A 26402-nucleotide genomic window follows, 5' to 3' on the forward strand; every position below is an offset into this window, starting at 1 on the left:
CACCGGTCAGTACGCTGTGCGTACTTGTGTATCGCAGTGCGTACAACACATACTGTGCGTGGTGTCACACAGCTTGTCAACACCGGATCGGGCAGTATCAACAAGTACGCAGGTAGGAGGCAGGATGCCGAGCATCGACCTAGGTAATGGTCCTAGCAACGAACGGGACTTCATCCAGAGCATCGAACGCGGTTTTGCGGTATTGCACGCCTTCGACGACAAGGACCCCAATCCCACCCTTGCCGAACTCGCCACCAAGACCCACCTGTCCCGGCCTGCGGTTCGACGTATCCTGCTGACCCTGCAGAAGCTCGGGTACGTCACCTCGCAGGGGACGCGGTGGTCGCTCACTCCGCGCGTGCTCAGCATCGGTCAGCACTACACCGCCTCCCACGCCCTCGTGGACTCGGCGCTACCGAAACTGGTCGAGATCGCCGAACACACCAACGAATCGGCGTCGCTCGGCGTGCTCGACGGCACCGAGGTCGTCTACGCCGCACGCGTCCCGGTCCGCCGGATCATGAGCATCAACGTCTCCGTCGGCACCCGCGTCCCCGCCTACGCCACGTCGATGGGCCGGGCACTCCTGGCCTGGTCACCACGTGAACTGGTCGATCACGTACTCGACCGGACGCAGTTCGAGCGACTCACGAGCGCAACGATCGACAACCCGGACGATCTGCGCGCCGAACTGGCCCACGTGCGCAACCGCGGCTACGCGATCACCTCCGCCGAGCTCGAGGAAGGGCTCATCACGATCGCCGCTCCCGTCTTCGACCCCTCCGGCTATGCCGTGGGAGTGCTCGCGTGCTCGACGTCGACCGGCCGGCACACCCTCGACTCGTTCCGTGATCTCGCTGCGAAAAGGGTCGTGAACTGCGCCGAAAGGCTCAGCAGCGAGCTCGGCTACCGCCACAACTGACGGCCCTCGATCACCCACGCAGCGTGACCGACGGTGCCACCCCGTACTTGCGCTTGTAGGCCGCCGCGAACCGGCCGGTATGGGTGATACCCCACTTCAGAGCCACATCGGTGACCGACAGCTCCGCCGCATCGCCCACCGCGAGTTCCTCGTGGATGCGCTCGAGACGCAGGTCGAGCAGGTAGTCGCGCGGGCACACCCCGAGATATTCGCGGAAGCCCTCCTGCAGGCGCCGCACACTGACACCGGCCACCTCGGCCATCTCCGCGGTGGTCCACGCCGAGGCGGGATCCTCGTGCAACCGGTCGAGGACACGCTTGATGATGCGCGGACGCGCACCGCCGGTCGGATCCGCGTCCTCCGGCATGACCGCGAGGATGAACGAGGTGGTCAGAGCGCCCGACAACTGCTCCGCGACAAGCGGATTCCGCCAGAGCGATTCGTCCGCTTTGAGCTGTTCCACGACCGAGCGCAACAGCGTCATCCAGCTCTGCCCCGCCTGCGTCGTCAGATCCACCCGATTCGGGAGCTGCAGGTCGGGACGGGCGAGAATGCGCGACATCTCGCGCTGCAGATAGTCGCGTTCGAGCTTGATCCCGACGATCTCGCAGTCGTTCGTCCACTTCTGCTCCGGAGCTGCGGTGTCGGGACGGAAGACGGCGGCGTGCCCGACCTCCGACACCAACCCGTTGCCGGCGGCGATCCGACCGGCGATCGGAATGTTCACCGCGTACGCCCCGGGATGTTCGCTGCGGATCGACACCGCCGCTCCCCAGCCGATGCGTGCGAGACGGATCGGCCCGAGCGGCAGCGTGCGGAGCCGGAGCGAGGGCGCGACGTCGTCGAGCGGCGTCAGTTCGTGCTCGAAATAGGCATTCGAGACAACCTCTTCCACCTCTTCCCAATCGACCGGCCCCGGAGTCGGCTCCATTGCCATCGGCCCCTCACCTTCGTTTCCAACTCGTCGTCGGCGCTCCGACCTGCGCATCCGTGTGGTTCGAGCGCGTGCGATCCAGTGTGATGCGGAACACGGTCCCAGGCAAACAGGGCCCTTCGGCCCACCCACCGCGCTAGGTGGATAGTGACCGCGCTCACTGGATCGCACAAGCTCCACGACGTCCATATGGTCTGTGTCACATCGAATCGAAGTCCACCACAACCCGCACCGGACAGGAGGACGCAGACATGGATCAGCGCACACTCCGCAACATCTTCGGACAGTTCGCCAGCGGCGTCACCGTCATCACCTGCGCGAACAGCGACGGAGAGCCCCACGGCGCGACCGTCACCGCCTTCACCGCCGTCTCGCTCGAACCCCGCCTGTGCCAGGTCACCCTGACCCGCACCTCCAAGGCCTGCCGGTTCCTGTCCGACGCGCCGTTCGCGGTCAACATCCTCGCCGCAAACCAGCTCGACACCGCACTGCACTTCGCAGGACGCCCCCAGTCGCCCGAACCGGTCTGGGAGCAGGGCCCCACCGCCCCGATCCTCGCCGGCACCGCCGCGACACTGTCGTGCACGCCCTGGCGCGAATACGACGGCGGCGACCACATCATCTACATCGGCGAGATCGTCGACGCCACCTTCGACGAAACGGTAGACCCGCTCCTGTTCTACCGCAGCACTTTCCACGATCTCGGCGCCCCGAGCACGTCCACCGCGTGGAACGGCTCGCTGGACGACCCGCACAGCGGATGGTTCGACTCCCAGACCCGCTTCGTGCCGTTCGAACTCGCCCCGGCTCACGTTTGAGCCCGGTCCGCGCCCGAGACACAGCCCGCCCGAACCCTCTTCATCCCCACCGGACAAGGAGAAACTCCATGACCACCACCGAGCCCCGGCCCACGGAAACCGTCGACCGCTCCAAGGTCAACGTCGCCGCAGACCACCCGGCCAACCAGCAGAAGAACTTCGCCTCCCGCCCGATGACCGGCGACGAGTACATCGCCTCCATCGACGACGGCCGCGAGATCTACCTGCACGGTGAGCGAGTCAAGGACTTCACCAACCATCCGGCCTTCCGCAACTCCATCCGGATGACGGCGCGCCTCTACGACGCCCTCCACACCGGTGAGCACGTCAACACCCTCACCACCCCCACCGACACGGGCAACGGCGGCGTGACCATGCCGTTCTTCCGCACCCCGAAGTCCGCCGACGACCTGCGCGCCGACCGCGACGCCATCGCCGCCTGGGCCCGCATGACCTACGGCTGGATGGGCCGCAGCCCCGACTACAAGGCCTCCTTCCTCGGCACCCTCGGCGCGAACGACGAGTTCTACTCCCCCTTCCAGGACAACGCGAAGCGCTGGTACCGCGAGTCGCAGGAGAAGGTCCTGTACTGGAACCACGCGATCATCAACCCGCCGGTCGACCGCTCGCTGCCGCCGGACCAGGTCGGCGACGTGTTCATGAAGGTCGAGAAGGAGACCGACGCCGGCCTCATCGTCTCCGGCGCCAAGGTCGTCGCCACCGGCTCGGCGATCACCAACTACAACTTCATCGCCCACTACGGTCTGCCGATCAAGAAGAAGGAATTCGCGCTGATCTGCACGGTGCCGATGGACGCACCCGGCATCAAGCTGATCTCGCGCGCCTCCTACTCGCAGAACGCCAACGTCGCCGGCTCCCCGTTCGACTACCCCCTGTCCTCGCGACTGGACGAGAACGACGCGATCTTCATCTTCGACAAGGTCCTCGTGCCCTGGGAGAACGTCTTCATGTACGGGGACGTCGACAAGATCAACAACTTCCTCGGTGGTTCCGGCTTCCTCCAGCGCTTCACGCTGCAGGGCTGCACGCGACTCGCGGTCAAGCTCGATTTCATCGCCGGTCTGCTCATGAAGGCCCTCGACGCCACCGGCGCCGGCGGATTCCGCGGCGTGCAGACCCGCGTCGGTGAGGTCATCGGATGGCGCAACCTGTTCTGGTCGCTCTCCGACGCCATGGTCAACAACCCCGAGCAGTGGATCGACGGCACCGTCATTCCCAAGCTCGAATACGGCCTCACCTACCGCATGTTCGCGATGCAGGGCTACCCGCGCATCAAGGAGATCATCGAACAGGACGTCGCCTCGGGCCTGATCTACCTGCCCTCGTCCGCCGCCGACTTCAAGAACCCCGACGTGCGCCCGTACCTCGACAAGTACGTCCGCGGCTCGGACGGCATCCAGGCCGTCGATCGCGTGAAGGTCATGAAGGCACTGTGGGATTCGATCGGCTCCGAGTTCGGTGGCCGCCACGAACTCTACGAGCGGAACTACGCCGGCAACCACGAGAACGTCAAGGCCGAGCTCCTCTTCGCGGCCGAGGGTCGCGGTGACGTCGCCTCCATGAAGGGCTTCGCGGAACAGTTCATGAGCGAGTACGACCTCGACGGCTGGACAGTGCCCGACATGATCGGCAACTCCGACGTCAGCGCGTTCTACAAGTAACCGACTCCCGCGCGCGGGCGGATGATCTCCGTTCCCCTGCCCGTCCGCGCGCGGCCCCCAACATCCACCCACCGCGAAGGAGCGTCCGAGATGACCACGACCGCTTCGACCTCCGTGTCCCATCCCCCTGCACCGGAATTCGACGCAGTGGTCCTCGGACGCTCCTTCGCCTCCCAGCGGGTCTCGGCCCGGTTGCGCGACGAACTACGGCTGGCGGTCCACGAGATCGGCACCGCGAGCGCCGTCCGCTACGACGACATCGACCATCGGTGGGAGATCCTCATCGGCGGCACCGTCGTCGGCCGGGCGAAGTTCGTCGTCGACGGGCACGGCGGCCTCACACTGCAGGGCCGAGACGGCGCTGCGCTCGAGCGCGATGCCCTGACGGTGCACGGCTTCCCGAATCTGTTCCGCCCCATCGTCGGTACGCGCACGGACCCCGTCGGGTACACGGTGTCCTGCATCGAGTACATGCGCAGCAACGGTCTGGACTACGTCGAGCGGCGGCTGCGGACGCCGGTCGCGGACGACGACTTCCCCGAGTTGTCGTTCGATCGGCCCACACCGATCCTCTGGTTCGGCTGATCAATTCGGCCGATCCCTCGGGCTCGGCTGGGCCGTCCGGGGAGGACGCACGAGCGGGTGACGACCACGAGTCGTCACCCGCCTCCGTGCGTCCGTGTCCGCACGCGCTCAACCCCTCAGGACTTCCGTGGGGGTGACGCCGTACCGCTTCCGGAAGGCGGCGGCGAAACGTCCCGGATGGCTGAAACCCCACCGAAAAGCTACATCTGCCACCGTGATTCCCCCAGCAGCGAGATCCGCGTGGGCGCGATCGAGCCGGATGTCGCGCAGACACGCGGACGGACTGCTGCCCACGTACTCGGAGAACGCCTCCTGCAACCTGCGCACACTGGTTCCGGCGATCTCCGCCATGTCGGCTGCCGTCCAGACACGACCCGGATCCTCCTGCAGAGCGTTCAACACCCGCCGGACCATGCCCGGGCGGGGTGCCGGTGACACTTCGTCGGCCGGCGCGACCGCCAGGACGAAGGCCGTGGTGACCGCACCGCCGAGCTGGGCCGACACGAGAGGATTCGTGAGCACCCGGGTCGGCCCGGCGAGCTGCTCGCTCAGCGATGCCACGAGGCGGTGCCATTCCTGCGCCGACCCCCGCAGATCGAGGCGGTCGGGGAGTTCGAGGCGCGACCGCAACGGACCACCGAGGATGCGGTCCGCTTCGCGTTCGAGATGATCTCGATCGAACTTGATTCCGAGGACCGAACATTCGGCGTCCCACCGTGTGATGAGCGACGGGGTGTCCGCGCGGAAGACCGTCGCCGAGCCGGGTTCGGAGACGACGGTGCCCGAGCGCCCCTGCGATTCGAGCCGCCCGCTCAGCGGAATGTTCACCTCGTAGGCACCGGGATAGTCGCATTCGATCGCGACATCTGCTCCCCAGCTCATCCGGCCGATCGTGACGCCTCCGAGATCGGCCGAGACCAGTTCGAGCTCAGGACGATCCACCTTTCCGAGGTCCGTCAGCCGGTGAGGGAAGTACACGTCCGCCACGACGCGCGAGGCATCGTCCCAGTCCTCGATCTCGGGCACACTCACGCCTTCGAGACTAACCGCTGCCGAGACCTGGATCACATAGTCGCGTGATCCGTCCAGGGACCGCGCAATGTGCATCGACCGGCCGGTCGGCCGACTCGTATGGTCCTGGCCACGCCAACAACGGTCCGGCCGTCGCCGGACGGCTCCCGACCCGGAGGTACACCGATGACCAGCACCCTTTCGTGGCTCGACGAGATCACCATGGAAGAACTCGAGCGCAATCCGTACCCGGTCTACGAGCGCTTGCGCGCCGAAGCTCCGATCGCCTTCGTACCCGTCCTCGGCGCCTACGTGGCGTCCACGACCGAGGCGTGCCGTGCGGTCGCGGCCGGCGACGACTTCGACGGCATCATCACCCCCGCCGGTGGCCGCACCTTCGGTCATCCCGCGATCATCGGCGTCAACGGCGACATCCACCGCGACCTGCGGTCGATGGTCGAACCCGCCCTCCAGCCCGCCGAGGTGGACCGCTGGATCGAGGATCTCGTCCGTCCGATCGCACGACGCTACGTCGAGGCGTTCGAAGCCGACGGCAAAGCCGATCTCGTAGCCCAGTTCTGCGAGCCGGTGAGTGTGCGGTCGCTCGGAGATCTCCTCGGACTGAAGGACGTCAGTTCGGACACACTGCGCGAATGGTTCCACAAACTGTCGGATTCGTTCACCAACGCAGCGATGGACGAGGACGGAAACTTTCTGAACCAGGAACGTTTCGACGAGGGCGACCGCGCCAAGGAGGAGATCCGTTCCGTCGTCGATCCGCTGATCGACCACTGGATCGAGCATCCCGACGACAGCGCCATCTCGCACTGGCTGCACGACGGGATGCCCGAAGGACAGACGCGGGATCGCGACTACATCTACCCGACGCTGTACGTCTTCCTCCTCGGCGCCATGCAGGAACCGGGACACGCGATGAGTTCCACCCTGGCCGGCCTGTTCACCCGCCCCGAACAGTTCGAGGCCGTGGTGGACGAACCGGGGCTCATCCCCCGCGCGATCGCCGAAGGGATGCGCTGGACCTCCCCGATCTGGTCCGGCACCGCACGTATCGCCAAGCGCGACACCGTCGTGTCGGGAATCGAGATCAGCGAAGGATCGGTGGTCATGCTGTCCTACGGGTCGGCGAACCACGACATCGACGTGTTCGACGCCCCCAGCCGCTACGACCTGACCCGCCCGCCGCTCCCCCACCTCGCCTTCGGTGCCGGCAAGCATGCCTGCGCGGGAATCTACTTCGCGAACAACGTGAGCCGCATCGGTCTCGAAGAACTGCTCGAGACCATCCCCAATCTCGAACGGGACACCTCCGAGGACGTCGAGTTCTGGGGCTGGGGTTTCCGCGGCCCGAAGACCCTGCACGCCCGGTGGGAGATCTGACCATGTCGTACACACTGACCGCGGGCACCGGCGTCGTTCCCTGCGAACCCGGCCGGACGGTGCTGGAAGCGTTCCTGCGCAACGGCAACTGGATGCCCAACTCCTGCAACCAGGGCACCTGCGGCACCTGCAAGATCAAGGTCCTCGACGGCGAACTCGAGCATCGGAACTCGCCGGAGGAGACGCTCACCGCCGACGAACTCGCGGCCGGATTCGTCCTCGCGTGCCAGGCCACCCCGCGCGGCGACGTCGTCTTCGAGACCCCCGCAACGGAGGAATCCGCCGGCACGCATGTGCTGCGCGACGTCGTCGCCACGGTCGCCGAGGTGCGCGACATCGCTGCCGACACGCGCAAGGTGTTGCTCACCGCCGACGAACCGCTCGAGTTCTCGGCCGGGCAGTACGTGGAGGTGACGGTTCCCGGGACCGAGATCCGCCGGCAGTATTCGCTCGCGAATCCGCCCTCCGAGGCCAAGCAGTTCGAACTGCACATCCGCCGGCAACCCGGTGGAGTCGCGAGCGAATGGGTCTTCGAGCGCATCGAGGTGGGTGAACGAGTCGCCGTCACCGGCCCGTACGGCGACTTCACCTTCGATCCGGAGGGCACCGGCCCGATCGTCCTGCTCGGCGGTGGGACGGGCCTCGCCCCGCTCGAGGCGATCGTCCGGCAGGCGCTCTCCCTCGTCCCCGACCGGCAGATCCTGCTCTACCACGGGGTCCGTACCTGCGCGGACCTGTACGACGTCGACTTCCTCCGCGAACTGGAGACCCGCCATCCCGGCTTCCGCTACACCACCTGTGTGAGCAGGGAGAGCGGCGGAGACCGCGAGGGTTACGTCACCGATGCCTTCCTCGAGGACGTCGCGTCCGCGAAGGAGTTCACCGGCTACATCTGCGGATCGGACGCGTTCGTGGAGGCGTCGGTGAAGGCGTTCAAGCGTCGCCGCATGTCGCCGCGACGCATCCGGCGCGAACGGTTCACCCCGGCCGGCTGAATACGTCTCCTCGTACCGCTCGTGCGCCCGCGTTGCTCCGGCACCGCGATGCGCACGAGCGGTACGGCCGTGTCGAGGGGTCTTTCCGCCTCCGGACTCCGAGTGCCTTTCGGCCCTCCGCCCAGGGGTCCTAGGTATCCCTAGGCATTTGCCTGGTGTGACCGTAGCCACAGGCTGTCATCGTGGAGATATCGCCGGACACATCGCGTCGAGCCGGACCGGAAGAACCCGGTCACCACGAATCTTCAGTACAGGCTCGGCCGCGTCGGACACCGCCCCGTCCGTCCCGGGAACGAAGCCGATACCTGGAGGATCCCATGACCGACATCGTGGAGCACGTGCGCACTCGCCTCGACGGCGCACTCGTCGAAGACCCGAGCACCGGGCGGTACCAGATCCGCCGTGACGTCTTCACCGACGAGGAGATCTTCGAACTCGAGATGAAGCACATCTTCGAGGGCAACTGGGTGTACCTCGCCCACGAGAGCCAGGTCCCGAACGTCGGTGACTACTTCACCACGTACATCGGCCGCCAGCCCGTCGTCATCAGCCGCGACAAGGAAGGCGAGCTGCACTGCCTGATCAACGCGTGCAGCCACCGCGGCGCGATGCTGTGCCGTCGCAAGACCGACAACCGCACCACCTTTACGTGCCCCTTCCACGGCTGGACGTTCCGCAACAACGGAAAGCTGCTGAAGGTCAAGGATCCCCGCGACGCCGGCTACCCCGAGCAGTTCAACACCGACGGCAGCCACGACCTGCGGAAGGTCGCTCGTTTCGAGAGCTACCGCGGTTTCCTGTTCGGCAGCCTCAATCCCGACGTCAAGTCGCTCGAGGATCACCTCGGCGACACCACGAAGATGATCGACATGCTGGTCGACCAGTCACCCGAGGGCCTCGAGGTGCTGCGCGGTTCGTCCACCTACACCTACGACGGCAACTGGAAGCTGCAGGCGGAGAACGGTGCCGACGGCTACCACGTCTCGGCCACCCACTGGAACTACGCGGCGACCACCGCGCGTCGCACCGCCGGTGAGTCCAGCAACGAGACCAAGGCGATGGACGCCGGCACCTGGGGCAAGCAGGGCGGCGGCTACTACTCGTTCGACCACGGCCACCTGCTGCTGTGGATGTGGTGGGGCAACCCCGAGGACCGTCCGCTGTACCCGCGCAAGGACGAGTTGGCGAAGGAGTTCGGCGAGAAGAAGGCCGAGTTCATGGTCGGGGCGTCGCGCAACCTGTGCCTGTACCCGAACGTGTACATCATGGACCAGTTCTCCTCGCAGATCCGGCACTTCCGCCCGATCTCCGTGGACAAGACCGAGGTGACGATCTACTGCATCGCACCGAAGGGTGAGAGCGCCGAGTCCCGCGCCAACCGGATCCGTCAGTACGAGGACTTCTTCAACGCGACCGGCATGGCCACCCCGGACGATCTCGAGGAGTTCCGCTCCTGCCAGAAGACCTACCTCGCATCGGCTGCGCCCTGGAACGACATGAGCCGCGGTGCAACCCACATCCTCAACGGACCCGACGAGGTCGCACAGGATCTCGGCATGACGAAGGTGCTGTCGAGCGGTGTGAAGACCGAGGACGAAGGCCTGTACCCGATCCAGCACGGCTACTGGCTCGAAACGATGCGCGAGGCCATCGCCACCGAGAGCTCCGCCGCCGACCCGTCCGCGCTCTGAGAGGAACCGGAATCATGACTGCCGTACACGAATTCACGCAGACCGACATCGAACAGTTCCTCTACCGTGAGGCCCGGCTGCTCGACGACCGCGAGTTCGAGCAGTGGCTCGAGTGCTACCACCCCGACGCCGAGTACTGGATGCCGGCCTGGGACGACGACGGTGGTCTCACCGAGAACCCGCAGACCGAGATCTCGCTGATCTACTACCCGAACCGCGGTGGCCTCGAGGACCGGGTGTTCCGCATCCGCACCGACCGTTCGTCGGCGACCTCGCTGCCCGAACCCCGCACGGGGCACAACATCACCAACGTCGAGATCCTCGAGCGTCGCGGCACCGAGATCGACCTGCGACACAACTGGTTCTCGTTGTACTTCCGCTACAACACCACCGACACCTACTTCGGGACCACCTTCCTCACCCTCGACGTCTCGGGCGCACAGCCGGTTATCAAGAAGAAGAAGATCGTCCTGAAGAACGACTACATCCACCACATCGTCGACGTCTACGTCGTCTAGTTCCACCCCGATCACGAAAGGAGGCACGTGCCATGGCTTACCAGGTGGCATTGAGCTTCGAGGACGGGGTCACCCGCTTCATCAAGGTCAACCCGAACGAGACCGTCGCCGACGCCTCGTACAAGGCACGCATCAACATTCCGCTCGACTGCCGTGACGGCGCGTGCGGAACCTGCAAGGCCTTCTGCGAATCGGGCAGCTACGACGGCGGCGACTACATCGAGGACGCCCTCACCGACGAAGAGGCCGAACAGGGTTACTGCCTGCCGTGCCAGATGATGCCGGAATCCGATCTGGTGGTGCAGATCGCGAGCACCTCCGATGTCGCGAAGACCGCGGCCGCCTCGTACAGCGCGACCATCACGGATCTGCGCCGCTACTCCGAGAGCGTCGTCGGGTTCACCGTCGAGATCGACAACCGTGACGATCTGGTGTTCCTGCCCGGTCAGTACGTCAACATCGGCGTGCCCGGCAGCGACGACGGCACCGGCAAGGCCGCGACCCGCTCGTACTCGTTCAGCACCGGCCCGCACGAGAATTCGCTCGCGTTCCTGGTGAAGATCACCGAGGGCGGTCTGATGTCCGAGTACCTGCGCGACCGCGCGCAGGTCGGCGACACCCTCGAGTTCACCGGCCCGTTCGGCAGCTTCTTCCTGCGCGAGCGCAAGCGCCCGTCGCTGCTGCTCGCCGGCGGTACCGGCCTGGCGCCGCTGCTGTCGATCCTGTCGAAGATCGAGGCCGACGGCTCGGAGCAGCCGGTGCACCTGATCTACGGCGTCACCTTCGATCACGATCTCGTCGAACTCGACGCGCTCGAGGAGTACACGAAGCGGCTGCCGAACTTCACGTTCGACTACTGCGTCGCCGACGAGGCGTCGTCCGCCCCGAACAAGGGATACGTGACGGGTCTGTTCGAGCCATCGCATCTCAACGACGGTGATGTGGACATCTACCTGTGCGGTCCGCCGCCCATGGTGGAGGCAGTGCGTAACCACCTGTCCGAGAACGGCATCGAGCCGACGAACTTCTACTTCGAGAAGTTCAACACCTCGGCAACCCCGGGTGGGGCCACCGCACCCGCTGCCACCGACGCCGAGAAGGCCGCAGCGGAGAAGGCTGCCGCCGAGACCGGTCGTCCCGTGGTGCTCGAGAACCCCGAGCCCGGCAACTACGAGATCGGCGAGGAGCATCCGCCCGTCGCCGAATCGGACGAGCAGTTCGACGCCCGCATGGCCCTCGAACTCGGCGTCGTCGAACTCACGATCGGCCGGCTCACGCCGGAGCAGCTCGTCGAGTTCCGCATCCTTGCCGAGGCGTCCGGCGCCTCGGTCGAAGGCGACCACTTCACCGACGCCGCAGCGTTCACCGACACCAATGCGGCCTTCCACGAATTCCTCTTCCGCTGCTACACCAACCCGGTGCTGCTCGAGGCCTACAACAAGCTCGAGGTCACCCGCCTCATGAAGCAGGTCCTGCGCGACGCGCAGTGGATCGAGGAGCACATCGTCGACGAGCACCTCCAGCTGGTCGAGGCGTTCGAGAAGGGCGACAAGGCCGCCGCGCGCGACCTGATCGTCGTCCACTCCCAGCACGCCAAGGAGACGATGCGCCGCGCCATCGCCAGCGGTGCCCCGGCAGGTGCCTCCTCATGACCGAGACGAAGATCTTCCCGGGCCGGTTCGACGGCCGGTGTCTGACGATCACCGGCGCCGCGCAGGGCATCGGCCTCACGGTGGCGACACGCATCGCCGCCGAGGGCGGTGAGGTCGTGCTCGTCGACCGCGCGGATCTCGTCCACGAGGTGGCCGAGCAGCTGCGCGAGGCCGGCGGCAAGGCGCATTCGGTGACGGCGGATCTCGAGACCTTCGAGGGCGCGGAGGAGGCGATCTCCCACGCGGTCCGCACCACCGGTCGCATCGATGTGTTGATCAACGTCGTCGGTGGCACGATCTGGGCCAAACCGTACGAGCACTACGCGCCGGAGGAGATCGAGAAGGAGATCCGGCGGTCGCTGTTCCCCACCCTGTGGACGTGCCGCGCCGCCGCTCCCCATCTGATCGAACGACGCGCCGGCACGATCGTGAACGTCTCGTCGGTCGCGACCCGCGGCGTCAACCGCGTGCCGTATTCGGCGGCGAAGGGTGGGGTCAACGCGATCACCGCGTCGCTGGCCCTCGAACTCGCCCCCTACGGGGTCCGCGTGGTGGCGACCGCCCCGGGCGGCACCGTCGCCCCGGAGCGGCGGATCGCGCGCGGTCCCTCGCCGCAGTCCGAGCAGGAGAAGGCCTGGTACCAGCAGATCGTGGACCAGACCGTCGATTCTTCCCTGCTCAAGCGGTACGGCACGCTCGACGAGCAGGCCGCCGCGATCTGTTTCCTGGCCTCCGAGGAGGCCTCCTACATCACCGGCACGGTTCTTCCCGTCGCCGGCGGCGATCTGGGCTGACCGCCCCTCGCTCGGCCTCACCGGAGGCGCCAGTCCCTCCGGTGAGGCCACTTTTCTCCCCGAATTCGCTTGTGACTCCCCTCACAGACCGGAGCAACGCATGACCCACGCCACGCAGACCTGGGCCAGTCCACAACATCGGCGCAGCGTCGTCTGGATCGTCGCGCTCGCCACCCTCGCGATCATCTTCGACGGCTACGACCTCGTCGTGTACGGCACCGTCCTCCCCACCCTGATGGCCGATCCGACCCAGCTCGGGGAGATCTCCGCCCAGCAGGGTGGCGCCCTCGGCTCCTACGCGCTCATCGGCGTCATGGTCGGCGCGCTGCTGACCGGTGCGTTCGGCGACCGCGTCGGCCGCCGGAAGATGATGTTGATCAACATCGTCTGGTTCTCCGTCGGCATGGGTGCGGCGGCCTTCTCCACGAGCATCACGATGTTCGGTGCGCTCCGCTTCTTCACCGGCATCGGCGTCGGCGGTCTCGTCGCCACCGCCGGAGCCGTGGTCGCCGAGTTCGCTCCGCCCGGCAAACGCAACCTGTTCAACGCCATCGTCTACAGCGGTGTCCCCGCCGGCGGTGTGATGGCCTCGCTGCTCGCGATCCTGCTGCGCGACACGATCGGCTGGCGCGGTCTGTTCCTCATCGGCGCGTTGCCGCTGATCGTCCTGCTCCCGCTCGCGCTGGTCAAACTTCCCGAGTCGCCGGCCTGGCTGCAGTCGCGGGGACGCTCCGACGAGGCGCAGCAGGTGTGCGAGAAGTTCGGTTTCCCGCTGCCGTCCGCAGCACCTGTCGCCTCAACCGAGAAGATCGGTTTCGCGGCACTCGCGACCCGCAAGTACGCCCTCGGTACGGGACTGCTCGGCATGATGAGCTTCGCCGGTCTGCTGCTCACCTACGGCCTCAACACCTGGCTGCCGAAGATCATGGCCGACGCCGGCTACAACGCCAACGGCTCGCTCGCCTTCCTGCTCGTCCTCAACGGCGGCGCCATCATCGGCGGCCTGCTCGCCTCGAAGGTCGCCGACGGCCGCGGACCGCAGTCCGTCATCGTCACCACCTTCTTCCTCGCGGCCGTGGCCCTCGTGCTGCTCACGCTCGGTTTCCCGCTGCCGGTGCTGCTCACCGCCGTCGCGATCGCCGGTACGGGCACGATCGGCACCCAGGTGCTCATCTACGGGTTCGTGTCCAACTACTACGACACCCCCGCCCGCGCCGCGGGCGTGGCGTGGTGCGCCGGCTTCGGTCGCCTCGGCGGCATCGTCGGCCCGGTCATCGGCGGTCTGCTCATCGGCGCGGGCTTCGCGAACAACGTGAACTTCTACATCTTCGCGGGTATCGCGCTCGCCGGTGGTCTGGTCACGTGGTTCGTGCCCCGCCCGGTCCAGTCCGTCTCGCCGGTCCGCGGTTCCGATCGCCCCGTGCCGACTACCGTGGATGTGTGACGGACAACGCTGTGCTGATCGGCCGGAACTCCGAGTTGATGCAACTCGAACGCCTCCTCGACGAAGCCCGCGCGGGTGTTCCCTCGCTGGTCCTCGTCGAGGGGGCGCCCGGTGTCGGAAAATCCTCCCTCGTTTCGTATTTCGTCGCACGCCACGACGACCTCGCCGTACACGACGCCACCGGCGCCCGCTGGGAGGCCGGCCATCCCTGGTCCGTGCTCGAACAACTGCTCGGTGACACCGTCACGGCCGGCGACCCGGTGGAGGCGGCACACACGCTCCTCGACCGGATCGACGACGCGACGGTGATCGTCGTCGACGACGCGCACTACGCGGATGTCGAGTCGTTGCAGTCGCTGTCGTCGTCGCTGAGGCGAGCGCACGGACGTCCCCTGCTCATGATCTGGATCGTGCCCGACGTGCTTCCCGACGATGTCGCCCCGGCGACCGCCGACCTCCTCTCGAACAGCCACCGCGTGGACACCCTCCACGTCGGCGCGCTGGCGCCACCCGACGTCGCGCAACTCGCACTGCATCGCATCGGCGTCGCCCTGTCCGCGTGGACGGCACGTCGCCTGCAGGAACACACCCTCGGGAACACCCGCTCGATCCTGCAGCTCCTCGACGAGATCCCCCGCGACGAATGGCACCGCTGGCAGGCACGTTTCCCGGCACCGAGACAACACGCGGGGAAGGTGGGTCGCATCCTCGACCGGTGCTCACCGGACACGCGCGCGCTCGTCGAATCGGTCGCCGTCCTGGACACCGCCGCGACACGGGGAGCCACCGAATCCCTCGCGCTCGTCGCCGAACTCGCCGAGGTCGGCGACACGACCGGACCGCTCGACGAGGCACACCGGCTCGGTCTGCTCACGATGCGTGAGCAACGGGGTGTGGTGTCGTTGTCGTTCCCCGATCCCATGACCCGCGCCGCCGTGGCCGACGAGATCGGCCCGGCGCGCTGGCACAGCCTGCACGCGCGGGCCGCTTCGCTCGTCGACGACGAGGGTGCCCGGCTGTTCCACTTGGTGTCCGCGACACCGACCGGAAACGAGGAACTCGCTGCCGACCTCGACGCCTACGCCCGGCGGTGCGCCGCCGACGGCGCGTGGTCCCAGGCCGCCGAAGCGCTCATCACCGCGAGCCGCATCACCCTGGACCGAGAACTGCGGACCCGCAGGATGATCCGCGGTGTCGACGCGCTGACCGGCGCCGCGGACCTCCCCCAGGCCCAGACGTTCGTGCCCGAGATCGAGAGCGTGCCGAGCGGACCGATGCGCAACGCCGTGCTGGGCTATCTCGCCATCCAGCGGGGGCGGGCCGCAGAAGCGCACCACCTGCTCACCGAAGCGTGGTCGATGCTCGACGATCCGCAATCCGAACCCGAACTCGCCGCGACGATCTCCCAGCGCATGGTGCTGCACTCGCTGGCGCGGCTGCGCGGCGACGATCTCGTCCTGTGGGCCGATCGCGCGGCGGACACCCTCCCCGAGACGGCTCCACCCGTCGTCGAGTCGCGGGCCATCCGCGGACTCGGGCTGGCGATGACCGGTCGCGTCGACGAGGCGGTCGAATCGTATTCGGCCCTGTCCGATGGCATCCGGCTTGGGGCGCAGAGCCAGCGCATCCGCATGGCCGAGGGGTGGCTCGCGCTGGTGCTCGACCGGCCCGATCTCGCACGGACCGAACTCGAGACGGCCGAGCCCACCACCTTCCGCGGCGGGTCGCTGCGTATCTCGCTGTGGGCGCAGGCGTGGCTCGCACGAACACAATTCGCGCTCGGTGCGTGGTCCGACGCGCTGCGCACCGTCGATCGCGCGGCGGCACAACTCGACGCAACGCAACTCGATCTGCTCCGACCGCTCGTCCACTGGACCGGCGCCCAGGTCCAGGCTTTGCGCGGGAACTGGACCGCGGCACGGGAACACGCTCACCGTGCCCGCGCCGGGAACAACGACTACCCGCTCATGCTCGTACCGGCCTGCCTGTGCCTGGCGCAGTGCGCCGAGGTGGTCTCCGACTACACGAGCGTGTTGCGCTATCTGCAACCGATCGTCACCATGCGCGAGCGGGGCGCGGTCGACGAACCCGGCCACTGGCCGTGGCCGGATCTCTACGGCAACGCCCTCGTGATCACCGGACGCGTCGACGAAGCGGACGAATTCCTGCGGCCTCACGAGGAACTCGCCGCCGAACGCGGTCACCGCTCCGCCAAGGCCCGCCTCGGTTACGTGCGCGGTCGGATCCTCGGAGCCCGCGGCGACATCGACGCCGCCCGCGACGCTTTCGAACGCGCACTCGACGAGATCGACACGCTGCCACTGCCCTACGACCGTGCACGCATCAACTTCGCGTACGGCCAGACGATGCGCCGCGCGGGGCGTCGCCGCGACGCCGACGCGGTGATCCGCACCGCCCGCGAGTTGTACTCGTCGCTCGGCGCCGTCTCGTACGTCGAACGTTGCGACCGGGAACTCAAGGCCGGTGGTCTTCGCACCGGCGACGGCGAGACCGAGACCCCGCGTTCGGATTTCACGACCCTCACTCCGCAGGAACGCGCCGTGGCCACACTCGTCGCGTCGGGCCGCACCAACAAGGAGGTCGCCGGTGAGCTGTTCCTGTCCGTCAAGACCGTGCAATACCACCTGACCCGCGTGTACTCGAAGTTCGGCATCCGCTCGCGCAGCGAGCTCGCCGCGAAGTTCCGACAACAGGATCGAGGTTGACCATTGACCGCCGTGGACGATCGCCCCACCGCCGAGACCGATCTGTTCGAACGCCCCGTGCGTCCCGTCGTCGGACCGCGCGGAATACTCCGGGATCTCGGCCCGCGATACGCCGCGAACGGTCTGATCGGACTCATCTTCTCGTGCACCGGACCGGTCGCGGTGATACTCGCCGCCGGCGCTGCGGGCGGGCTGAGCGCACCGCAGTTGGCGTCGTGGATCTTCGGGGTGTTCGTCCTCAACGGGCTGCTCACCATCGTGATGAGCGTCGCCTACCGGCAACCGCTCGGGTTCTTCTGGACCATCCCCGGCACCGTGCTGGTGGGCGGGTCGCTCACCCATCTGAGCTGGGCGGAGGTGGTCGGCGCGTTCTTCGTGACCGCGGCGCTGGTGACGGTGCTGGGAGCCTCGGGACTGGTGCGGCGGGTGATGGAAGCGCTGCCCATGCCCATCGTCATGGCGATGGTCGCCGGGGTGTTCCTGAAGTTCGGCATCGATCTGGTTTCGGCACTCGGTTCCGACGTCGCGATCGCCGCACCGATGGTGATCGTCTTCCTCCTGCTCAGTTCCGTTGCGGTCCTCGGTAAGTGGATGCCACCCATCCTCGGTGCCCTGCTCGCCGGCGTGGGTGCGGTCGCGCTGTCGGGCCGGTTCTCACCGTCCGGGACCGACAGCGCGGTCTTCGCCGCACCGGTGTTCACCGCTCCGCAGTTCACGTGGTCGGCGATCCTCGAACTCGTCGTGCCGCTCGCGATCACCGTGCTGGTCGTGCAGAACGGGCAGGGCATCGCGGTGCTGCGCTCAACCGGCCACAACCCGCCCGTCAACGTCTCGGCGATCGCGTGCGGACTGTGGTCCTTCCCTGCCGCATGCGTCGGCGCCGTGTCGACCTGCCTGACCGGACCGACCAACGCGCTGCTCGTGTCGTCGGGCGAACGGTCCCGTCAGTACACCGCGGCGATCACGTGCGGGACGCTGGCGATCGTCTTCGGACTGTTCGCACCGCTGTTCGTCCGGTGGATGATCGCCGCGCCCGCCTCCTTCGTCGCGACCCTCGGCGGCCTGGCGATGCTCAAGGCGTTGCAGGGCGCCTTCGTGGCCGGGTTCGCGAGCAAACACACCATGGGTGCGCTCGTTGCATTCGTGGTCACCGCCTCGAACATCACCGTCTGGAATATCGGCGCGGCATTCTGGGGGCTCGTCGCGGGTGTGGCCGTGTCGTGGCTGATGGAGCGTCCGGACTTCAGCCGCTGACACCGACCCCGACGTACTCGGCGAGGTGCTCGCCGGTGAGCGTCGACCGCTGCTCCACCAGTTCGCTGGGGGTGCCCTCGAAGACGATGCGTCCGCCGTCGTGGCCGGCGCCGGGACCGAGGTCGATGATCCAGTCGGCGTGGGCCATCACGGCCTGGTGGTGTTCGATGACGATCACCGACTTGCCGGACTCGACGAGTCGGTCGAGCAGACCGAGCAGCAGTTCGACGTCGGCGAGGTGCAGGCCCGTGGTGGGTTCGTCGAGGATGTAGGTCTCCCCCTTCTCGGCCATCGCGGTGGCGAGCTTGAGCCGCTGCCGCTCACCACCCGAGAGGGTGGTCAGGGGCTGGCCGAGCCGCAGATAGCCGAGGCCCACGTCGGACAGTCGCTGCAGGATCTTCGACGCCGCCGGGGTGCGTGCCTCGCCGTCGGCGAAGTACTCCTGGGCCTGCGCGACGGACATGCCGAGCACCTCGGCGATGTTCTTCCCCGCCAGGGTGTACTCGAGCACGGCGGTCTGGAAGCGCTTGCCCTCGCAGTCCTCGCAGACCGATTCGACGGTGGCCATCACCCCGAGGTCGGTGTAGACGACGCCGGCACCGTTGCAGGTCGGGCAGGCGCCCTCGGAGTTGGAACTGAACAGGGCCGGCTTGACGCCGTTGGCCTTCGCGAACGCCTTGCGGATCGGTTCGAGAAGACCCGTATAGGTCGCGGGGTTGCTGCGACGCGAGCCCTTGATGGGGCTCTGGTCGATCGTGACCACGCCGTCGCGGTCGGCCACCGAGCCGTGGATCAGCGAGCTCTTGCCCGAACCGGCCACGCCGGTCACCACGACGAGCACGCCGAGCGGGATGTCGACGTCGACGTTCTGCAGGTTGTGCGTGTCGGCGCCGCGGATCTCCAGGGCACCGTTCGGGGTGCGCACCGCCGGTTTCAGCGCCGCCCGGTCGTCGAGGTGGCGACCGGTGAGGGTGTCGGCGCACCGCAGTTCGTCGACGGTGCCCTCGAAGACCACCTGCCCGCCCTCGGTGCCGGCGCGCGGGCCGAGATCGACGATGTGGTCGGCGATCGCGATGGCCTCGGGTTTGTGTTCGACGACGAGCACGGTGTTGCCCTTGTCGCGCAACTGCAGCAGCAGGTTGTTCATCCGCGCGATGTCGTGCGGGTGCATGCCGATCGTCGGTTCGTCGAACACGTAGGTGATATCGGTCAGCGACGATCCGAGATGGCGGATCATCTTGATGCGCTGCGATTCTCCGCCGGACAGGGTGCCGGTGGGGCGATCCAGCGACAGATATCCCAGGCCGATGTCCGCGAAGGAGTCGAGCAGATGCCGGAGGTTCTTCAGCAGCGGAGCGACCTGCGGAAGATCCAGTCCGCGAACCCATTCGGCGAGATCGCTGATCTGCATCGCGCACACGTCCGCGATGCTCCTGCCGTCGATCTTCGACGACCGTGCTTCAGGAGCGAGACGCGTCCCTTCACAGTCCGGGCACGTGGAGAAGACGACGGCCTTCTCGACGAACGCGCGGATGTGGGGTTGCATCGCGTCGAGATCCTTGGACAGGAACGACTTCTGGATCTTCGGGATCAGACCCTCGAAGGTGACGTTGACGCCCTCGACCTTGATCTTGGTGGGTTCCTTGTAGAGCAGGTCGTGGAGTTGCCGCTTGGTGAACTTCGCGATCGGCTTGTCGGGATCGAAGAAGCCACAGCCGCGGTAGATCCGGCCGTACCAGCCGTCCATGCTGTAACCGGGGATCTTCAGGGCACCCTCGTTGAGCGAGAGACCGTCGTCGTAGAGCACGGTCAGGTCGAAATCGGAGACCGATCCCTTGCCCTCACATCGCGGGCACATGCCACCGAGCCGGTTGAAGGTCACCTTCTCGGCCTGGGTTTTCCCCGCGCCCCTGTCCACCGTCACCGCACCGCTGGCCCGCACCGACGGTACGTTGAACGAGTAGGCGTTGGGCGGACCGATGTGCGGCTCCGCAACCCGGCTGAACAGGATGCGGAGCATCGCGTTGGCATCGGTGGCGGTGCCCACCGTCGAGCGCGGGTTCGACCCCATCCGTTCCTGGCCGACGATGATCGCCGCGGTGATGCCGTCGAGCACGTCGACGTCCGGGCGGGCCAGGGTCGGCATGAATCCCTGCACGAACGCGCTGTACGTCTCGTTGATCAGACGCTGCGACTCGGCGGCGATCGTGCTGAACACGAGCGAACTCTTGCCCGAGCCGGACACACCGGTGAACACCGTCAATCGCCGCTTGGGGATCTCCACGCTGATGTCGCGGAGGTTGTTCACGCGCGCTCCGTGAACCCGGATCGCGTCGTGGTTGTCGGCGACGTGCGCTGCGTGTGCCGGTGTGTCCTTCGTCGAGGTCATGTTCGAAGACTCCAGTGGTCGTATGGATGCGGGCGGAACGGGTGCGACGATCGGAGAGTAAGGCCGATCGTGGGATCGGTCAGCGCAATTGCTGGATGCGGACCATGTTGCCCGCGGGGTCACGGAGGGCGCAGTCGCGGACGCCGTACGGCTGGTCGGTGGGTTCCTGGACGATCTCGGTGTCGCCGGCCTGCAGTTGCTCGAACGCCCCGTCGAGATCCTTCGTCGCAAGGATGATCGACGCGAAGGTGCCCTTGGCCATCATCTCGGCGATGGTGGCGTTCTCCTCCTCCGTGATGCCGGGGTCGGCGTCCGGCCGGTACAGCACCAGGGACGTACCCGGAGTGTCGCTGCGGCCGAGGGTGATCCAGCGCTTCCCGGCGTAACCGACATCGTTGAGGACCTCGAAGCCGAGGGTGTCGCGGTAGAACGCGAGGGACGCCTCGGGATCGGTGTGCGGAAGGAATGTCTGGTGAATGGTGATGTCCATGCCGATCACGGTATGACCGGCGGACCCGTCCGCGCTTCTCGATTCCTGATCGGTCTGGTGACATTCTTCGCCACGCACGACGGGATGCCGTTCGTCTCCTCGGCCGCCTGCTTGCGGTACACGCTCGGGGGCACACCGACGAGTTCCGTGAACCGGGTACTGAAGGTGCCGAGCGACGAACAGCCCACCTCGAAGCACACCTCGGTGACGGTGAGGTCACCGCGTCGCAGCAACGTCATGGCCCGCTCGATGCGCCGGGTCATGAGATACGAATAGGGCGACTCGCCGTACGCGAGCCTGAACTGGCGGCTGAGATGGCCGGCGGACATGTTCACGCCGCGGGCGAGGGCCTCGACGTCGAGGGGCTGGGCGTACTCGCGGTCGATGCGGTCGCGGACGCGGCGCAGCAACGCGAGGTCGCGCAGGCGCTGATCGGTGACGGGTTTACCGGGCACGGGTCCGATCGTGCCACGATGCGCCGCCTCGATCCTGTCGTCGTGCGCCTCCACAGCACATCCGCCCCGCGAGGATCCCGGGACCACAAACCGGACCCGCCGGGCCCGGAAAACTGACACTCTGTCGATACCTGCTCGTACGGACGAAAGGTCACCGATGGCTCGTGCGGTTCGCGTCGTCGTTCTCGGATCGGGATCGTGGGGAACCACGATCGCGTCGTTGGCCGCACGCAACACCCCGACGACGTTGTGGGCCCGCAACGACGACATCGCGCGTGAGATCGACACCGAGCACCGCAACCGTCGATATCTCGGCGAACGGCCACTGCCGCAGGGCCTGCGCGCGACCTCCGATCTCGAAGAGGCCGCCCGCGAAGCCGACGTCCTGGTGGTCGGTGTGCCGTCGCATGCAGTGCGCAAGACACTCGAGCAGGTCGTCGACGAGATCCGCGCGTGGGTTCCGGTCGTCTCGCTCGTGAAGGGCCTCGAACCGGGCACCCGCCTCCGGCCCACCGAGGTGATCGCCGAATGCCTTCCGGGGCACCCCGTCGGGTTGCTCGCGGGTCCGAACATCGCCGGGGAGATCGCCGACGGCATGGCCGCCGCGTCGGTGGTCGCGATGCAGGACGAAGCGGTGAGCGCGGCGTTGCAACCGCTGTTCGCCACGTCGTTGTTCCGCGTCTATCGCAACACCGACGTGCTCGGCTGCGAATTGGGCGGGATCCTCAAGAACATCGTGGCGATCGCGGCCGGCATGGCCGAGGGGCTCAGCGTCGGCGACAACACCCGCGCGATGGTCCTCTCCCGCGGGCTGGCGGAGATGACGCGTCTCGGTGAGGCCATGGGCGCGGATCCGCGGACGTTCGCGGGCCTCACGGGGATGGGTGATCTCATTGCGACGTGCACGAGCCCGTCCTCGAGGAATCGCCGGGTCGGTGAGGCGCTGGCGCGCGGGCTCAGCATCGATGAGGCCGTCGAGGCACTGGGGCAGGTCGCCGAAGGGGTGAAGACCGCGCCGACGGTCATGGAACTCGCCCGCGAGTACGGGGTGGAGATGCCGATCGCCGCCGAGGTCGCGGCCGTGGTGACCGGGAAGAGCACCCCCACCGACGCCTATCGGGGACTGCGCCGCGTCACGCCCGGCGACGAGAAGGACATCGTCTGACTTTCTCTACCGCTTTCTCGGGAGAATCGTAGAAAGCCGAATATTGATCTGTCGTGTGCTCGCGACCGGCTGAACGAACGCTCGGTGAAGTGATGTGCCATCGTGGTGGCATGACTTCTGCCGCCGACACGCTGTCGTCCCTGCTCGACACCCGTTTCAGCTGCCGCGCGTTCCTGACCAAGCAGGTCCCGCGCGAGGACATCGAACGCATGCTGCAGATGGGTCAGCGCACCGCGTCCTGGTGCAACTCGCAGCCCTGGCAGGTGCACATCGTCAGCGGCGACGCCACCGACCGCCTGCGCGACGCCGTCTACGCGCAGGCCACCTCGGGGAACATGGATCCCGACATCCCGGGACCGGCCGAATACCGCGGTGCCTACGCCGAGCGTCGCCGCGGCGCCGGCTACGCCCTGTACAACGCGCTGGGCATCGCGCGCGACGATTACCAGCGCCGCACCGAGCAGATGCTCGAGAACTACCGCTTCTTCGGCGCACCGCACGTCGCGATCATCACCTCCGACAAGGCCCTCGGCGTGTACGGCGCCGTCGACTGCGGTGGTTACGTCTCGACGCTGCTGCTCGCCGCCGAGTCGCTCGGCATCGCCGCCGTCCCGCAGGCCGCCGTCGCGATGACGGCCACCGCGCTGCGACGCGAACTGAACATCGGCGACGACCGCGACATCGTCTGCGCCATCTCGTTCGGTTACGCCGACCAGGCGCACCCGGCCAATGCGTGTCGCACCGATCGCGCGTCGCTCGACGAGACCGTCGAGTGGGTCGACTGAACTTTCGGTTGCCCCGGCTGGGTCAGTCGTTCTGGGCGCGCAGATAGCGCCCGAAGTGCGGAACGGTGAACCCGATGAACCCGCGCTCGGCGGAGTAGATCAGGCCCTTCTTTATCAGTCCGTCGCGCGCGGGTGACAGGGAGGCCGGCTTCCGTCCGAGTTCGACGGCGATCTTCGAGGTCGCGACCGGCCCGTCGTCGCCCGACAGATCCGCCATGGCCCGCATGTATTCGCGTTCGGCGGGGGTCGCCCGTTCGTAGCGGGAGCCGAAGAAGCCGACGGCGAGTTCCTCTTCCGCCGTGGGTGCCGCGACCCGCACGTCGTCGGCGGTGATCGGCGAATCCGCCGCGACGTCCCAGGTCGCCTTGCCGTAGGCCTGCACGAAATACGGGTAGCCGTCGGCGGTTTCGTACAGCAGGTCGAGGGCGTCCTGCGTGAACTCGACGTCCTCTCGTGCCGCAGGCGCGATGAGCGCGAGATCCGCTGCCGCACGGTCGAGCCGGTCGATGCGGTGGTAGGTGAACAGCCGCTCGGAGTAGGACTTCGACGCCGACAGCACCGCGGGCAGGTGCGGCAGACCGGCCCCGACGACGATGAGCGGCGCGGCGTCCTGGCTCAGCTCGTGGCAGGCCCCGCAGATCGCTGAGACGTCGTCGGAGCCGAGGTCCTGCATCTCGTCGATGAACAACGCGATGCCCACGCCCACGTCGCGTGCGAGTCCTGCTGCGTCGACAAGCAGTTCGACGAGGTCGATCTCGATGTCGCCCGAGTCGGCCCGCCCTTTCACGGCCGGAGCATCGATGCCGGGTTGCCAGCGTTCGCGCATGCCCTTGTCGGCGGTAGCCCGCAGCGCGAACGACTTGAGCACCCCGAGGAAGTACTCCACCGATTCCGGATCCGGATGCGCGGCCGCGATCTCGCGGACCGCCATGTGCAGCGCCGACGACAGGGGGCGTCGCAGTCCTTGATCGGGACGGGCCTCGATCTTGCCGGTGCCCCAGCTCTTCGCGATGGCGGCGGAGCGCAGATGGTTGAGAAGGACGGTCTTGCCGACACCGCGGAGGCCGGTGAGGACGACGCTGCGTTCGGGTCGTTCCCGGGCGATCCGTTCGAGGACCACCTCGAACGCGGTGAGTTGCTTCTCGCGGCCGGCGAGCTCGGGCGGGCGCTGTCCCGCGCCCGGGGCGTACGGGTTGCGGACAGGATCCATCCGTCGATGCTAACGGCGAACTCATCGGATTCTGAGCTCATCTAGTGCGTGTCGTAGACGGCCGTATTCGCGTATGTCCGAGCTCGAAACCGCAGTTGTTGTCGACATTTCGGCGATTTCTCGACAACAACTGCAACCTCGGCCGCCCGGAGCGACATGCACGCATGCGCATTTCAGACTTTGACATTCATTTTCGATAGTGGCTATTTCTTTCCCCATGACAACGCTCTCCCGCTACGGCGGCGCCGCCCTCACCGTCGTCGCTGCGACCTTCGCCGCCGCCTGCGGCGGTACGACCGAGGCCGACACCACTGCGGCCGACACCCCCGAGACGACGACCTCCGCCGCCGCTTCCGAAGTGGCGACGGCGCAGCCGCGCCTCGCCCTGACCTACGACGGCGGCGTCCTCGTCGTCGAGGAAGGAGAACTCACCGTCGTCGACGACTTCGCACTCGACGGTTTCAACCGCCTCTCCCCTGCCGGCGACGGACGCCACGTGCTGATCTCCACCGAAGGCGGATTCCGCGTGCTCGACACCGGCAGCTGGACGGAAGCCCACGGCGACCACGGTCACCACTACGCCGGCGCACCCACGCTCACCGACCTGACGTTCGCCGCCGAGAAGCCCGGACACGTCGTGCCGCACGCCGGGGTCACCGCCCTGTTCGACGACGCCACCGGACGCATCGACGTGTTCGACCCCGCCGATCTCGCCTCGGCGACCGACCTGCCGGATCTCGACAGTCGCGCGCTCCCCGAGGCCCACCACGGCGTGGCCGTCCCGATGCCCGACGGCGGCATGCTCGTCACCCTCGGCGATTCCGAGGATCGGACCGGTGTAGCGCTGCTCGACGAGAACGGCACCGAGATCACGCGCACCGAACAATGCCCGGGTGTGCACGGTGAGACGGTCGCGGCCGACGGGGTCGTCGCCTTCGGATGCGAGGACGGCATGGTGATCTTCCGCGACGGAACGTTCACAAAGGCGCCGGTGCCCGACCCCTACGGCCGGATCGGAAACCAGGCCGGCAGCGAGGACTCGCCCGTCGTCCTCGGCGACTACAAGACCGATCCCGACGCCGAGCTCGAGCGTCCCGAGCGCGTCGCGCTCGTGGACACCCGCACGGCGTCGGTGCGTCTCGTCGACCTCGGTACGAGTTACACCTTCCGCTCCCTCGGTCGCGGACCGGCAGGGGAAGCACTCGTTCTCGGCACCGACGGCAACCTCCACGTGATCGATCCCGACTCCGGCGAGATCGTCCGGCGGATCGAGGTGCTCGAGCCGTGGACCGAGCCCGACGAGTGGCAGGCACCTCGGCCCGCACTCGAGGTGCGGGGCGATACGGCGTTCGTCACCGATCCCGCCACCGATTCCCTGTACGCGGTGGACGTGACCTCGGGTGAGATCCGCTCTGCCGAACTGCCGCACACCCCGAACGAGATCAGCGGCGTCGCCTGACCCCGCTACCGGAGTATTCGGCTTT

Annotated in this window: 22 protein-coding genes; 16 read left to right on the plus strand and 6 right to left on the minus strand. The window is 67.2% G+C overall.

Going from position 1 to position 26402, the window contains the following annotated elements:
- Nucleotides 1-124: 124 nt before the first annotated feature.
- The gene (locus tag LPH33_RS23830; protein ID WP_229566371.1) at nucleotides 125-922 is read left to right on the plus strand and encodes an IclR family transcriptional regulator domain-containing protein; all 798 of its coding nucleotides are present in this window, start codon (nucleotides 125-127) and stop codon (nucleotides 920-922) included.
- 10 nt (nucleotides 923-932) lie between these two features.
- On the opposite strand, the gene LPH33_RS23835 is transcribed toward LPH33_RS23830, so the two are convergent.
- On the minus strand, nucleotides 933-1853 hold the full coding sequence (locus LPH33_RS23835) for an AraC family transcriptional regulator (RefSeq protein ID WP_229568490.1): 921 nt from the start codon (nucleotides 1851-1853) through the stop codon (nucleotides 933-935).
- Nucleotides 1854-2107: 254 nt separating this feature from the next.
- Between LPH33_RS23835 and LPH33_RS23840 the strand changes: the two genes are divergently transcribed.
- The 3 genes from LPH33_RS23840 to LPH33_RS23850 all read left to right on the plus strand — a co-directional run bounded on the left by LPH33_RS23840 (nucleotide 2108) and on the right by LPH33_RS23850 (nucleotide 4941).
- A complete protein-coding gene (locus LPH33_RS23840) occupies nucleotides 2108-2674 on the plus strand; it encodes a flavin reductase family protein (RefSeq protein WP_059382682.1) in 567 nt (188 codons plus the stop codon).
- A gap of 68 nt (nucleotides 2675-2742) precedes the next feature.
- The gene (locus tag LPH33_RS23845) at nucleotides 2743-4356 is read left to right on the plus strand and encodes a 4-hydroxyphenylacetate 3-hydroxylase family protein (RefSeq protein ID WP_059382681.1); all 1614 of its coding nucleotides are present in this window, start codon (nucleotides 2743-2745) and stop codon (nucleotides 4354-4356) included.
- A gap of 90 nt (nucleotides 4357-4446) precedes the next feature.
- On the plus strand, nucleotides 4447-4941 hold the full coding sequence (locus LPH33_RS23850; RefSeq protein ID WP_229566372.1) for a hypothetical protein: 495 nt from the start codon (nucleotides 4447-4449) through the stop codon (nucleotides 4939-4941).
- Between the two features lie 108 nt (nucleotides 4942-5049).
- On the opposite strand, the gene LPH33_RS23855 is transcribed toward LPH33_RS23850, so the two are convergent.
- Nucleotides 5050-5973 carry an AraC family transcriptional regulator gene (locus LPH33_RS23855; protein ID WP_229566373.1) on the minus strand — a complete coding sequence of 308 codons (924 nt, stop codon included), beginning with the start codon at nucleotides 5971-5973 and terminating at the stop codon, nucleotides 5050-5052.
- Nucleotides 5974-6138: 165 nt separating this feature from the next.
- On the opposite strand from LPH33_RS23855, the gene LPH33_RS23860 reads away from it, so the two are divergent.
- The 9 genes from LPH33_RS23860 to LPH33_RS23900 all read left to right on the plus strand — a co-directional run bounded on the left by LPH33_RS23860 (nucleotide 6139) and on the right by LPH33_RS23900 (nucleotide 18424).
- A complete protein-coding gene (locus tag LPH33_RS23860; protein ID WP_229566374.1) occupies nucleotides 6139-7350 on the plus strand; it encodes a cytochrome P450 in 1212 nt (403 codons plus the stop codon).
- A gap of 2 nt (nucleotides 7351-7352) precedes the next feature.
- Complete coding sequence (locus LPH33_RS23865; protein WP_229566376.1) at nucleotides 7353-8345, plus strand: 2Fe-2S iron-sulfur cluster-binding protein; 993 nt, start codon at nucleotides 7353-7355, stop codon at nucleotides 8343-8345.
- A gap of 317 nt (nucleotides 8346-8662) precedes the next feature.
- A complete protein-coding gene (gene benA / locus LPH33_RS23870; protein WP_229566377.1) occupies nucleotides 8663-10036 on the plus strand; it encodes a benzoate 1,2-dioxygenase large subunit in 1374 nt (457 codons plus the stop codon).
- A 14-nt stretch (nucleotides 10037-10050) separates the two neighbouring features.
- Nucleotides 10051-10554, plus strand: coding sequence for a benzoate 1,2-dioxygenase small subunit (benB, locus tag LPH33_RS23875; protein WP_060652629.1), 504 nt, complete (start codon nucleotides 10051-10053; stop codon nucleotides 10552-10554).
- Nucleotides 10555-10586: 32 nt separating this feature from the next.
- Nucleotides 10587-12206: a benzoate 1,2-dioxygenase electron transfer component BenC gene (gene benC, locus LPH33_RS23880; protein ID WP_229566378.1), complete on the plus strand. Its 1620-nt coding sequence runs from the start codon at nucleotides 10587-10589 to the stop codon at nucleotides 12204-12206.
- Nucleotides 12203-13000: a 1,6-dihydroxycyclohexa-2,4-diene-1-carboxylate dehydrogenase gene (locus tag LPH33_RS23885; RefSeq protein WP_016691752.1), complete on the plus strand. Its 798-nt coding sequence runs from the start codon at nucleotides 12203-12205 to the stop codon at nucleotides 12998-13000. The genes benC and LPH33_RS23885 overlap by 4 nt, the downstream gene beginning before the upstream one ends.
- A 100-nt stretch (nucleotides 13001-13100) precedes the next feature.
- Nucleotides 13101-14444 carry an MFS transporter gene (locus LPH33_RS23890; RefSeq protein WP_229566379.1) on the plus strand — a complete coding sequence of 448 codons (1344 nt, stop codon included), beginning with the start codon at nucleotides 13101-13103 and terminating at the stop codon, nucleotides 14442-14444.
- Nucleotides 14441-17170 (plus strand): helix-turn-helix transcriptional regulator, encoded by a 2730-nt coding sequence (locus tag LPH33_RS23895; protein ID WP_229566380.1) that lies wholly within the window; start codon nucleotides 14441-14443, stop codon nucleotides 17168-17170. The genes LPH33_RS23890 and LPH33_RS23895 overlap by 4 nt, the downstream gene beginning before the upstream one ends.
- A gap of 12 nt (nucleotides 17171-17182) precedes the next feature.
- The gene (locus tag LPH33_RS23900; protein ID WP_229566381.1) at nucleotides 17183-18424 is read left to right on the plus strand and encodes a benzoate/H(+) symporter BenE family transporter; all 1242 of its coding nucleotides are present in this window, start codon (nucleotides 17183-17185) and stop codon (nucleotides 18422-18424) included.
- Here LPH33_RS23900 and LPH33_RS23905 read toward each other — a convergent pair.
- The 3 genes from LPH33_RS23905 to LPH33_RS23915 form a co-directional block, all read right to left on the minus strand.
- Nucleotides 18414-20813, minus strand: coding sequence for an ATP-binding cassette domain-containing protein (locus tag LPH33_RS23905; RefSeq protein WP_229566382.1), 2400 nt, complete (start codon nucleotides 20811-20813; stop codon nucleotides 18414-18416). The two genes, LPH33_RS23900 and LPH33_RS23905, sit on opposite strands and share 11 nt — an antisense overlap.
- A gap of 79 nt (nucleotides 20814-20892) precedes the next feature.
- Nucleotides 20893-21303: a VOC family protein gene (locus tag LPH33_RS23910; RefSeq protein ID WP_229566383.1), complete on the minus strand. Its 411-nt coding sequence runs from the start codon at nucleotides 21301-21303 to the stop codon at nucleotides 20893-20895.
- A gap of 5 nt (nucleotides 21304-21308) precedes the next feature.
- On the minus strand, nucleotides 21309-21758 hold the full coding sequence (locus tag LPH33_RS23915; RefSeq protein ID WP_026061046.1) for a helix-turn-helix transcriptional regulator: 450 nt from the start codon (nucleotides 21756-21758) through the stop codon (nucleotides 21309-21311).
- A 157-nt stretch (nucleotides 21759-21915) separates the two neighbouring features.
- On the opposite strand from LPH33_RS23915, the gene LPH33_RS23920 reads away from it, so the two are divergent.
- Both LPH33_RS23920 and LPH33_RS23925 read left to right on the plus strand, forming a co-directional pair.
- A complete protein-coding gene (locus tag LPH33_RS23920) occupies nucleotides 21916-22923 on the plus strand; it encodes an NAD(P)H-dependent glycerol-3-phosphate dehydrogenase (protein WP_060652622.1) in 1008 nt (335 codons plus the stop codon).
- Between the two features lie 110 nt (nucleotides 22924-23033).
- Entirely contained in the window at nucleotides 23034-23708 is a 675-nt protein-coding gene (locus LPH33_RS23925; RefSeq protein ID WP_060652621.1) for a nitroreductase, read from the plus strand.
- A 22-nt stretch (nucleotides 23709-23730) separates the two neighbouring features.
- Here LPH33_RS23925 and LPH33_RS23930 read toward each other — a convergent pair whose 3' ends face one another.
- On the minus strand, nucleotides 23731-24918 hold the full coding sequence (locus LPH33_RS23930) for an AAA family ATPase (protein WP_229566384.1): 1188 nt from the start codon (nucleotides 24916-24918) through the stop codon (nucleotides 23731-23733).
- Nucleotides 24919-25135: 217 nt separating this feature from the next.
- Between LPH33_RS23930 and aztD the strand changes: the two genes are divergently transcribed.
- Nucleotides 25136-26377: a zinc metallochaperone AztD gene (gene aztD / locus LPH33_RS23935; RefSeq protein ID WP_229566385.1), complete on the plus strand. Its 1242-nt coding sequence runs from the start codon at nucleotides 25136-25138 to the stop codon at nucleotides 26375-26377.
- Nucleotides 26378-26402: the final 25 nt, after the last annotated feature.

The sequence above is a fragment of the Rhodococcus sp. RDE2 genome, from assembly GCF_020885655.1.
In the GTDB taxonomy this organism is placed as follows: Bacteria; Actinomycetota; Actinomycetes; order Mycobacteriales; family Mycobacteriaceae; genus Rhodococcus; species Rhodococcus pyridinivorans.